General features: G+C 38.8%; 4 protein-coding genes. All 4 read left to right on the top strand.

Annotated elements, in window-relative coordinates; translation table 11 throughout:
• The first annotated feature begins 32 nt into the window (after window positions 1-32).
• A complete protein-coding gene (locus FXF36_RS16320; protein WP_167511349.1) occupies window positions 33-197 on the top strand; it encodes an antitoxin VbhA family protein in 165 nt (54 codons plus the stop codon).
• A gap of 4 nt (window positions 198-201) precedes the next feature.
• A complete protein-coding gene (locus FXF36_RS09370; RefSeq protein ID WP_151623504.1) occupies window positions 202-813 on the top strand; it encodes a Fic/DOC family protein in 612 nt (203 codons plus the stop codon).
• A 289-nt stretch (window positions 814-1,102) separates the two neighbouring features.
• The gene (locus tag FXF36_RS09365; RefSeq protein WP_151623503.1) at window positions 1,103-2,305 is read left to right on the top strand and encodes an IS110 family RNA-guided transposase; all 1,203 of its coding nucleotides are present in this window, start codon (window positions 1,103-1,105) and stop codon (window positions 2,303-2,305) included.
• A gap of 315 nt (window positions 2,306-2,620) precedes the next feature.
• Window positions 2,621-13,465, top strand: coding sequence for an Ig-like domain-containing protein (locus FXF36_RS09360; protein WP_151623502.1), 10,845 nt, complete (start codon window positions 2,621-2,623; stop codon window positions 13,463-13,465).
• Window positions 13,466-13,482: the final 17 nt, after the last annotated feature.

The following is a 13,482-nucleotide window of genomic DNA, read 5'->3' as shown; positions in this document are numbered from 1 at the left end:
TGAAGTTTACGACGATAAATAAGGAGAGACTAATGTCTACAGACGAGAAAATCGCTAGCATCAAAGCTTCATTTGCGATGGAGGATATGATTCTCACTCCAGAGGAGATTGAGCGTGGGAGAATGATAATTGAAAAGAAAATCGATGTTGAGGATGTAGTTCGAGAGATTACATCTAGGTATGTTTCGGTAGGTTAAGCCTATGATGGATGAGTATTATCGATATGAGTACGAGGATAATGGCCAGTACTGTTATCCACACACCCATGTCCTAAAGAACAAACTTAACATCACGGATAAGGATGAGCTTTTCAAGGTGGAACAGGAGCTTTCTTCTGCCCGCTATTTTGAAATCAGCCAGCGTCCAATTCCGGGAGATTTTTCATTAGACCATCTTTGCGCAATTCACAGGTATATGTTCCAGGATATCTATGAGTGGGCAGGTCAAATCCGCACTGTGGATATTTCTAAAGGCACCATTTTCTGCCTAACCCAGTTTATTGAGATTGAATTTAAAAAGGTGCAGGATTGGATTATTACCAATAATTATCTACTGGATGTCACGGACAAAGAGGAGATGGCAAAGAAGCTGGCCTATCTGATTGGTGAGATTAATATGATTCATCCATTCAGAGAGGGTAACGGACGCGCCCAGCGAGTATTTATCGAGTATATCTGTAAGAACAGTAATCACTTCGATATAGATTTTTCTAAGACAACTAAAAATGACATGATACTGGCCAGCAAGGAGAGCTCGATATTGAATTACGAACCTTTCGAGGAGCTGTTGTATAAGTGTCTGGTGGAAATATAATACATTTAAAATTATAAGCCCCTGCTAGGGGCTTTTAGTACCATAAAAGTGTAGTAGTTAGAGAGTAATTAACTCTAACTTCTGCACTTATTTTTTTATAATAAGGGGAGTAATTGGTCTGACGTGGGGCTTTTTGGATTAATCATCCGCAATAAAAACCGTTAACCAACCCCTTATTATAAGCATTCGATTAGGCAGGTAGGGAGCGACACCCGCGTAACCAACTAAACTGAATGGTAATAAGTGCGGTTGGAACAATTACTAAATTTTATGTAGAGGGAGGTTTAGAATGATAAGCGTAGGTGTTGATGTTTCTAAAGGTAAAAGTACTGTATGCGTTATGAAGCCATACGGAGAAATTGTATTAAAACCGTTTGAAGTACAGCATACAGAAAGTGAGCTCAGCGAACTTGAGAAGATGTTAAGGAAGCTGGATGGCGAAGTAAGATTGGTTATGGAAGCCACAGGTGTATACCATTTGCCATTGCTAACTTATTTTCTTGAGCGTGGATATTTTGTGTCGGTAATAAATCCATATGCCATGAGAAAATATGCTAAAGATAACAGCATTCGTGGCGCTAAAACAGACAAATTGGACTCAATTGTCATAGCAAACTATGGTATTGAAAAATGGTATAAGCTTCAAAACTATGACAAAGATGAGGCTATATATGCTGAGCTTAAGTTGCTTGGGAGACGTTACAGATTCTATATGGAACTACACATTAAAGCGCTTCAAGAATTAACTCATATGTTAGATTACACAATGCCAGGCTTAAAAACTAAATTTAATAGTTGGGATGAAAAGAATAATAAAGATAAACTTAGTGATTTTGTAGAACGCTTCTGGCATTATGACCTGATTATCGGAATGAGTCGTGATGATTTTGTGGTGGCCTATTGTGAGTGGGCTAAAGAAAAGAAATACCAAAAGAGCCAATCAAAAGCTGAAGAAATATATGAATTGGCATCTAATGGTATTCCTACGTTATCTTCAAGTACTCCATCTACAAAAATGTTAGTACAAGAAGCTATATCTGTGTTGAGAGCAATTGATGATACCCTCAATACAATTCTAACACGAATGAAGGAACTTGCTAAGAGTTTACCTGAATATTCTACTGTTAGAGCAATGGGTGGGGTTGGTGATGTATTGGCACCTAAGTTGATTGCTGAAATTGGAGATATAAGAAAACTTCATAGCGCAAAAGCCCTTATTGCTGTTGCGGGAATAGATCCTCCTCCATATGAATCAGGACAATTTGTAGGTTCAAACCGGCGCATAACGAAAAGAGGTTCATCAACGCTACGAAAAGTAGGGTATGAAGTTATGCGAGTGTTGAAGAGTCACCCTGAACCAGAGGATAATGCTGTATACAATTACATCCTGAAAAAGGAAGCTGAAGGTAAAACAAAGAAACATGCAAAAATAGCAGGTTTAAACAAGTTTTTAAGGATATATTATGCAAGAGTAAGTGAAGTGTATAAATAGAAAAATATAGTTAAAGGCTGGTCTACCGCCAGCCTTATTGTGATGCAATTAATTATTTAAAAAGTATATTTGAAATTCCTGCTTGATTTTTGTTAGCAGGTTTTTATTAATGTTACTATCAACAGTAACATATTCTTTTCACAGTTATTTCATAATTAATACCCCTAAGCATTATAAAATTAATAATAATTAGAGCCGATAAATAAATTGTAGCACTATACTTGTGCTTACTTTTGGTATGCAAAAATAGTGTAGGGCTACAAAAATAGGGAAAGTTACAGTTAATGGGGATTACTGTAAAAGGGGAATTGGCCTATGAGAGAAAACCTGAATGCAATCAAAAGATTAGTGGCGTTCTTTTTGACAGTGTTCTTGATAGGAACTACTGTTGGAAATGATGTGTTTGTAATAGCCACAGAAGAGAATCGATGTCCAGAGTTTGTGGATGAGCAGACCTATGCAGCAAACGTGCTTCAGCCAATTGGTGAGGGAGACGGATACTGCGATAGATGTGGTCAGGTTGAGGAAGCTCATATACAGTTTGATGATGAGCTTGAGGAAGATAACCTGGCTGACGAGGAATATCTCGAAGAAGGCGAAGAAAATATTGAAGATATAGATAATACAACAGACACCCAGGAAACACAGGTGTCTTCAGGTGATGCTCAGGCAACAGATTCCCCAGAATACATAGATGAAACAGATGAGACAAGCGAAGAGAATAAAGAAGATGCAGCAGTTGATACTGATAATTCAGAAACTGGCGAAGAAGAGATAAAAGAGGATGAAGAAACTACCACAATAGATGAAGAGGATATAGATAAGGAGAAGGATACAGAAGAAATAGAATCAGAGGAGAATAAGGACGAGGAAGAAAAGGATAAGGAAGATCTAGAGGAAGATAAGGAAAAAGAGGAAGAGTGCGAGCATCAGTGGGAGTACATTGCAAATGGTGATGGTACTCATATGAAGAGATGCGAAAGGTGTGAGGAAGAGGAACGAGAAGCATGCGACTATGGTGATGATGGTCTGTGCAAATACTGTGGTGCTCCAAATATGGAGCTTGAGTATCAGTCTTATTCCAAGACATTTGGAAGCACAACTGTTACTGTAGCTGGAAATATGCCTTCTCATTCGACCGTTACAATTTACAGAGTATCCCCTAAATCCTTTGAAAACTTAGTTAATAGAAACCTTGAGGATGAGACCTTTATAGCATACGAGGCCTTTGATATTGATATTTGGGACGCTAGTGGAAACAAATACCAACCAAATGACAATGGAGAGAGCGTACAAGTTAGTTTTAAGGGTGTTGATGAACTTCAGGCAACAAACGAAGAGGATGTAACGGTATTTAGACTGGAAGATGATAATACAGTTACAGAAGTTGAGAAGGATGTAGTAGGTGAGGATGTTTATTTTGAAGCTGACCACTTTACAATTTATGGAACAGGTACAGTAGCACCAGGCAGCTTCTTAATTCTTTATCCAACCATGATTGATGGATTTGGATATGCAAAGGTCAATAACACTAATGCGGACAAGCCATACTTAAAGGTTAATTCTGCTAGATTTAAGCTTTATGTTGATATGGTAGGTCAATATACATTCAGTGCGACAACATACAAGAATCTTACTGATGCAAGTGTTTTGGATTCAGGAACAGCTGTGGCTACGACAGGGGATATTTATGTAGTTAATGCCGACACAATAGGTTGGATGGACATTGAAATCCCGCTAAGTGGTATAAGTGGACAGGATAGATTTGTAACATATGGCAATACATATTCGGTAGTAGTTATACCAATGGCAACACCTAGCGGATATGTGAATATTGGTTATGGTACAGGTACTATAGAATCATATGTTAAGTCTGGAACATGGGAACAACAGCAGGCTGGTATCTTTATTGAGACAGATTCCAATATCGAGCTTTCTGCTACAGCAAGTGATACATATACAATTACATCAATCAGTGGTCCAGACCCATCAAGTGCATTAGGAGCAGGCTCTGGATTGAATCCTTATAAGCTTGATCCTACAGCAGATAAATATCTCTATAGCAAGGGTGATAGCGGAACATTTAAGGCTACGCTGTCTAATACTGCAGCAGACCGAAATATTACTTGGACCTCCAGCGATTCAAATGTCATAGAGGTAAATGCATCCACGGGTGCATTTAAGGTTAAGGCAGGTGGAATAGCTACAGTAACAGCTAGGTATCAGAATTCCAGCACAACTTCAACAAAGGCAATAGATATCAAGGCTATTCAGTTTACAATTGGTGGTGTGGATCCAGATGATTCACAGGCACCGTATAAAGCACCTTATTCTGGTGTTGAACAGTCTCCGACTGTAAGAGGATATGTAGGATCTACAGCCAGTGATGGCAATGAAGTTGAAGTAAAGCATACATTTGGTAACAATCTTAATGTTACAACAGAGGCGCAGGCGCTTATTTCATATACCGTTGAAGAAAAGACATTTACCTTTAACAGATACTTTACAATTAATCCGATTGAGTTAAAGGCAAGTGCATTTACAAATGATACTACGCTAACTGTGGCTAATGGAGCGGTCACAGCAATAGATAATGTTGATCCTGATAATACTGAATACACTGCAAAGACAAGACCTAAGTTTGGAACAGATTTTACCGCTAGCATTGTGTCAACAGACACAAGCATTAATGGAAAAGTTTATGTAGTTGATTTGGTAGGTAAAGGAAACTTTACGAATCCGGTTAATTCTGAAGGACAAACAGAGGCTGTAAGATGGACGAAGACAACAACATCAGAAGCAGAGGTGGGTATTACAGTTGAACTGACCGATAATTCTAAGCTAAATGCTTGCTATTATACTGGTGAGGAGATAGGTCTTTCAGATGACTGGAGCACTGATGTTGTATTCAAGGATTCTGAAGGAAACACAATAGACTTTATTAACAAGAGCAATGCAACCTATCTTATAACAGATAAGGGAGGCTCAACAAAGAGCAATGTAACCGCAGGAGAGAAAACCCTTACGTTCACTGTTAACAGCAATGTTGGTGGACTGGCAGGTGCAAAGTTCTCTGTTGATTTCTGGGTATTAAAAGCAGATATCAGTAAGGCTGAGATAGTTTGGACTAATGGCAATGAGTTCTCATATGATGGGAATGATAAGAAGCCAGAAAAAGGTACACATTTTACTGTTAAGTTTGGTACAAAGGAATTAAGTACATCTGAATATGATGTGACCTATACAGGTGATACGAAAAATGTAACGGGCACAACAAATATTCCTACACTTGTGGTAAAAGGAGCAGGAACTAATTTTGATGCAAAGACGCAGATAAGTGCCCAGTATAAGATTGTTGCAGACTATGACTACAACCTGATAGTTCGTATACAGGTTGGTAATAGCTCTTACGATGGAACTAAGGAAAATAATTATGTAATTCCATACGAAAAGATTTATAACGGTGTGGCAACATCTCCTAATATCATCGTATATATGGATGGAACAATATACGAAGAAGGAGCAGCCAAGGATTATACTGTATCAGTATCTGATGAAGGGGAAAGCGGAGATGCAACAGCAAATGTGGGAACGAAGGTTATTACAATTACCCCAACAGCAACTGGCGCATTCAAAGGAAAGTTGCCAGTTACAGCCACATATAAGGTAGTTCAGAGATCTCTGACTACAAATATGGTTGATATTTCTAAGGTTACTGCTAAGACTTATAGGGGATCAGCTATTGATATGGTTACAGCTGAGCCAAAGGCAAGCAATCCTAAGGAAGCTACAAGTGATTCCTATGATGTGAAAGTTACCTATGATGGAAATATCCTCAAGAGAGGCACAGATTATACACTTACCTGTGAAGACAATACAAATGCTGGAACAGCTACATTCTATATTGAGGGAACTGGAAACTTTAAGGGGAAACTCAGTAGTGGAAATTACAAATTTACAATTAACCCAGCAGAGCTTTCAAAAACAGATACCGGAAAAGCATATGTAACACTTGATAAGGATAGTGTTGTGTACAATGGAAGTTCACAGGAGCCAACCGTTACAGTTAAGGTCAATGGAAAAGAGATTAACAGAGTTGATGCGACTGACTCTACTAAGGTTAACTATACCATCGATTATGCTGACAATCTTTCTGTTGGTACAGCTAGCGTAACAGTAAAGGGTTCAAACAATCTGAAGGGTACAGTAGTCCTAAACTTTACTATTACCAGTGATAAATCTGAGTTCTCTAAGATTACAATTAAGTCGGATTATAAGGCGGAAAAGGTAAAGATTTCTGGAGAATATGAGTCCACTGCAGAGGATGGCACTATTACCAGATACTATACCTGTAATGTGCCTATCACTTATTCTGGCACAGCCTTTGACGGTAGTGTTGGCGTATATGTAGACGGAAACAATAAGAAACTTGAATTTGGTAAGGACTACAGGTATGCCTATGTAAATGTTATAAATGCAAAGAATTGCGATATCACATCTGAATCAGGACGTAATGAATCACCTAAGTTGATTATTTATGGTCAGGGAAGTTACAAGAACAACAATGCAGAGATTTATCTGAATGTTTCCCCGATTGATATTTCTACTGATAACACAAGCATAAAATTTGATCCTACAGAGGATGATAATTTTGAAAAGCAATGGAATGGTTCAGAAAAATTACTTAGTAATCTTGTAATTAAGATAGATGGAAAGACTCTTACAGCAGGTGAAGCAGCAGGAACCACAGGGGATTACTATATCACTTATCTCGATGACAAAAAATCTGCAGGAACACAAAGGGTTAAAGTAACAGGTCGAGGAAATTATGGTGGAGCAAGAGAACTGACCTACCAGATAGGCCAGGATATTTCTAGCGCCATCGTTACAATTGTTGGACCACACTTGGAATCAGACGAGATGTTGAAAAAATCAACAAATACATCACTTTTGAGTCTGAGTGAGAATCATGGTACAGAGGAGACCCCTCTTACTGACATTGTAAATTGGCGCGGTAATAATGAGGCACCTAGAATAAGATTGTATGGAAAATTGGCAGACAGTACACTTACACTTTTGACAGCAAAGTCTGGTGGATTGACTGTATATGATTACACCATAGAAATGTCCACAGAGTTCAGCGATTATCGTTCAAGACAAGCTGGTGATGAGACTGGCACTAATTTCAATACTGTACACGTTAAAATTGATGCTGATGCTGGTACATCAGGCTACTATGGCAAGGCTGAATTCTACTTTGATATTTACCCTCAGTCTATAAAAGTGCTGGGCAGCCAAGATAATTTAGATTCTACTATAGGTATTATTTCAACCGGTACAGTGCGACATCCATATACCGGAAACGTACAGACTATTACACCAGAGCTCAAATTCTATAATGGTGGAGGAGTAGCCTTTAGCTATGCACTTAATATAGAAAAGGATGCTAACGGCAATGATGTGTCTGTTAGCAGAGATTATGAGCCTGTAACCTACGATATTGGACCAAGTATCTCGGACACTATCCAGACAGCTGTAACTGGTAAGGGAAACTTTACTGATAGACTTACACTTTCTAACATTATTTCGAAAGGTAATGTAAAGATTTATCGTACAGAAAATAAGTTGTCAGAGCACAAGACAGAGCTGGTAGGTACTACTGCGATTACAGATGATACAGCGGTTGAACAGCGTACAACAACCTACAATTTATCAGATGAAAATCCAAAGAAGGACTACTACTTGAGATATACTTATACAGGTCAGCCTCAGTTCCCTACAATTACGCTTACTTCTATTGAGTCAGATGCCACGAATGACCCTGTAACACTTAATGCTGGTGTGGATTATATTATCCAAATGACAAATGATGACCCGAACAATCCTGAAGATTTGGCATGCGTGGGAACAAAAACTATAACGATTGTTTTAACTGAAACAAAAAATAAGAATTATCAGGCACAGACCATAAAGCTAAAGTATGAGATAGTTACTAATACTATCAAGAACTATGATGCCTCATTAACAAGGATGAAGTATACGGGCAAGGCATTTAATATCGTTGATATTAATAATGCCATTGAAAGCGGAGAGCTTAAGTTGAATGTATGGTCAACTGAAGCAGAGTTGGTTCGCGGACAGGATTATGTTGTAGTTACTGATAAGGACAAGGATTTAGCAAAGATTAATGCCCAGTTTGGAACATCCTATGAAGATATTGTAGTAGCTGGTAAAGGAAACTTTGAGCCTTGCTATGAGACAAATTATATCTTTGTAAAGGCAGACACAGAAAGTACTCCTAATAGTACTTATAGCGGTTATTGTAGAGTTCCATTCACAATTTACCTGGATATATCTTCAACAGATGGAGATAACGAGCTGGCAAAGGTTTATTTCGAGCAGCAGAAATATCTGCTTTCAAATGAAAGCACAATTACACCTAAGATTGTTTACAAAAAGTCAGAAACTGCCACTGAATATGAGGGCGTTTTGCCGCTTCAAACTACTATAGGTGGCAAAGCTGAGAACAACTATACTGTATCCAGAGCTAATGTAGGCAAGCCAGGTCCTGATGCAGAGATTACTGTTGAGGGTCAGAACTTAGCATATGGTGTTGCTACTGGAGTGAAGTATGGCGCAGACGAAGCAACAAGTAAGACAGTGTGCTTCTTAGCAGATTTAAATAATTATTCTGGATTGATTTGGGATAATACGACGGTATTCGAATGCGATGGAACATCGTATATGCCAAAGCCTGACGGATTGCTTGGAAATCCTGGTTCATCAACAACCAGCACAGATACTTATGGTGATTACACAATTCAGTATAAGTACAAGGAGCACAAATCTGAGACAGACACCGTCAATAAGGACAAAGCAAAAGATGCAGGATATTATATTCTTTATGTAGCAGCTACCGCCAATAGTGATTATTATACTTCGAATACGGGAACAAAATTCTACTTCTATATCAAGTATAATTTGGCTAATGCTACCATGATATTCAAGAATGATCAGGGTAAGGAAATAACAAGGACAAATTATACAGGTCAGCCATTCTCAATCCTTGACAGTGTAATTATTACACCAAAGGGTGGAGGCCCTAATGACAAGCTTTATCACAAGGCATCTGGACTAATATCTCTTGTAACGGTTACACCTGATACTGTTACACAGGTAAATATTAATCCAGGCTATACTATCACAGCGACGGCTAAGGATAAGGAGCTTGTATATGGCAAGCTGAATGGAACCTTTTTAGTTGATGGAGTAAGCTTGAAAACTGCGGAATTTAAGCTTTATGACCCATGGGCTACTACAAAGACCGAGAATTACCAATATACCTATAACGGTGCAGCAATTGAGCCAATAGTAGAGGCTACCATTAAGGTTAGCGGTATCACAAGAGAGCTTACAAAGGGTACGGACTTCGACGTAATCTACCATGATAACAAGAAGGCAGGTACTGGTTATATTTCAATTGTGGGACTTGGCTCATACGAGTGCGATGATTTTAAGCCTGATGAGAATAGCGAGTTCACAATTAGTAAGCTTGATTTTACGACAGCATCAGATTCAAGCCATAAGAATATCGAAGTTGTAGTAGAAGAGGCTACCTATGGAGGATATTACCTTGATTACAAGGATAAGACTAAGGGCTTTGTTGAGCAGAAGCCTGCAGTTGAAGTATTTTATGTGGATGAAGTAAAGGGCATTAGAAATAAGCTTCAGCAACAGACAGACAGGGTATCTGGTGATTACAAGATTCAGCTGTATGATAATAATACTTTGGCCAAATCTAGCAATGATGCCAATGCTCCATATGTAATTATTGAGGCGGGTACTAACGGAAACACAACTGGTTCGACCAGTCAGAATCCAAAGAAGTTTACAATCAATAAGCTTAATTTAAGCAAAGGCAGTGTTGAAATAGCACAGCAGTCAGCACAGTTTACAGGTGCCAAGATTAATGTTTACGATGTTGTGAAGCTCACATCGGGAACAACCTATACTGTTGGTGATGTGGAGTATCCAGTATATCTGGTTCAGAAGGGTGCAGATGCCAGCCTTGATGCAGCAAATCTCTATGATTACGAGATTACTGTAACAAAAGACGGACAAACCTATGAGGATGGCCAGATTACGGAGATGGGTACTTACAATATCACCATCGAAGGTAAGAATAACTGCTCATCACAGATAGTGACCTACTTTAACATTACTGAGCGTTCATTACCTGATAACTTCCACTATTACTATAGTTCATCAAAGAGTAGTTTTGTTGGTACAGTAGCTGAGATTAAAGAGAATGGTAAGATTGTAGGCTATAAGTATACAGGTGGATTGGCAGATACTGCAGGAAAAGTAACAGATACATTAACTATCAATGTCTATGATGTTGAGACTGTTGGAGCAGAGGATAATCCAAATAATATACCTAGGGTTGAGATTATCGATAGTGGTGTTAAAGAGGCTAATAACACTGACCATGAATTAGACCCAGCGAAGGAGTTTACATTATCAGTAAAGAACAACACAACTGCTGGTACAGGTAGCTGGGATAAGACAGTTACTGCTGACAATCATGCACCGGTTACGGCGGGTACGCCTACAGTTACTATTTCTGGTGCGGGAAATTACACAGGTAATCTTGTTCTGCCATACAATATTGGTAAGAATATCAACAATATTGTCAACGATTTGCAGGTAGTCTATACAGTTAAGGATACATTCGAAGGCTATACAACAGTTAGCTATGACGGTACAGATAATGTTGCATGGCATTACACCTTCAATGGTGCAGAGCAGACACCTAAGGCTAACACAATTAAATATGGTACCCAGATACTTAAACTTGGAACAGATTATACATTGACCTTTACAGACAACACTGGAACTACAGATAAATGTATTAACGCAGGTTATAAGTATGCTGTTATCACAGGTAAGAACACATACTGTGGAACACTTAAGACAAAGTTTGCTATCAGCAAGAAAGAGATTGTAAGTCCAACAAAGACATTTACTAATGAGAGTACTATGTCTACAACGGATGGCGCACTCACATTTGCAGTTAGTGGTGGATTAGTTAAGAGACTGTCAGCAGAAAAGGCTGCAGAGCTTCTCCCAGATGTGACCAACAATGATAACTTCAAGAATTACTACTATGCAATTTATGACGGAATTGATATTAAGCCAACTGTCACTGTAAAGGATAATACTCTTTCTAAGCTGGCTAAGACCAATGTTGTTTCAGATGCGGACTTAGAGGTTACATGGCCAAGACCTGCGACAGTATCGACCTTTAATAAGTCTTTAGGAACGCTCAACAATGGTAGCTACATAGAGATTTCATTCATGAAGAGTACAAAGGATGATTTCTCTACAGGAAGTAACTACTTTGTTGCAGATGGTGCTGCTACATATAGAATTGTTTACCTGATTCTTGAACATAATCTTGGTGATGACTTCTATATCCAGTTTGCTGAGGAAGGCATCGAAGGCAATGGCGAGGATTGGGATGGAAACAAGCATGAGCCAGAAATACTCGTTAAGAATGGTAGCCGTACACTTGTAAAGAGCGAGGACGACGGTGAAACAGGAGATTACCTGATTAAGTATACAAACAACATTGTACCTGGAATAGCAACGGTAACAGTAACTGGTGTAAACAATTACAAGGGAACAAAATCTGCTACCTTCAATATTTGGGGTGATTTGGCGAAGACCAAGATATTCTTCAAGAATGAAGATGGTGAGTGGATTAACACAGAATATGAGGCTCTTCCAATACAGACCTATACAGGTGGAGCAATAGTTCCAGACGTTAAGCTTGTATTGGTAGCTGAGTCAAATATGGATCAGACTGCTGATGTAGAACTTACACTTGGAAAGGAATATATCGTCGGAAAGAATGAATCTTCAGATGGCACGTTCTTTTCGGATGGTAAAGTAACCTTTACAGGAACAGCAAAACGTGACCAGGTTGATGAGGGACAGAGCATATTCTGGACAGGTAATAAGGAGCTTGAATACTTTATCGAGTATGATGAGAATAAGGTAACTTTGAGCATTGATAAGAAGACATATAAGTTTACTGGATATCCGATTAAGCCAAGTAAGGATGAGATTGATGTAAGCATTGTTACAGCAATCAAGAAGGATATAACCTACTATCGCGATTTGAATGGTGATGGTGAGATTTCCGAAAGCGAAAAGATTACAGATGATAATGACTTTATTTCACTAGGCGATATTAGGGTTGTTATGACCTATAAGGTTGGAAACTCTGATGAGAAGACAGCAGAAGGAACCTATACAATTGTTACAAGACCGATTTCTGATTGTACAGTAGTATTATCTTCACCACAGAGATATACCAGCCGTAAGATTGAACCACCATATACGATTTATCTTGAGGAAGATGGTAAGATTTACAACCTGACAGAGTATGATGACAGTACAAAGACTGGTGATTACTCAGTTGATTTTGGCAATTATATTTACGGTGATGCAACGGCAGTATTCACTGGTAAATCTGCAGAAATCACCGGAACAAAGGAAGTACCTTACACCATCAAGCTTCAGAGCGTGGTTAATCTTAACGCGCCAGATGAGACCAATACAGGCGACAGTCTGACTGTAAACTGGGTAAAGGATCTGTATTCAGATGGAACAGAGCTGGAGATTCAGACGAAGAATTCAGACGGTGGTTATGATACCCATGCCATTACAAAGGTAGTGGGCAAGAAGCAGAGTACAGTATTTGAAAATCTGAAGAGCAGTACTGAGTATAAGATTATTGCAAGGGCTTACGCAGTAACTAAAGATGGCACTGTTATCTTCAGCGACCCGAGTGTTATCTACAAGACCACAGATATAGCTAAGAGTGATATAACGGCGGTAAGTAACTCTTCAGGAAAGGCAACAATCAGTTGGAACCCTGATGGAACTGTTAAGCTGTACTATATTTACAGAGCTGGCAACGATACGGATGAGGGCACATTGATTGCGATTATTCCTGCAAGCTCAGGTTCATACACAAATTCTAACTTGGTTAGTGGTGTAACCTATTACTACCATACTGAAGGCTATGGACTTGTAAATGGCAAGCTGGACAAGGTTAACACATCTTCAGTTGTAAAGGTAACGGTAAAGTAAGCTTTAAAGAAGCTGTT

Origin of the sequence: Pseudobutyrivibrio xylanivorans, from assembly GCF_008935055.1 — a bacterium.
In the GTDB taxonomy this organism is placed as follows: domain Bacteria; phylum Bacillota; class Clostridia; order Lachnospirales; family Lachnospiraceae; genus Pseudobutyrivibrio; species Pseudobutyrivibrio xylanivorans_A.
The sequence above is the reverse complement of the archived record's forward strand: the minus strand, read 5'-3'. Positions and strand labels throughout refer to the sequence as shown.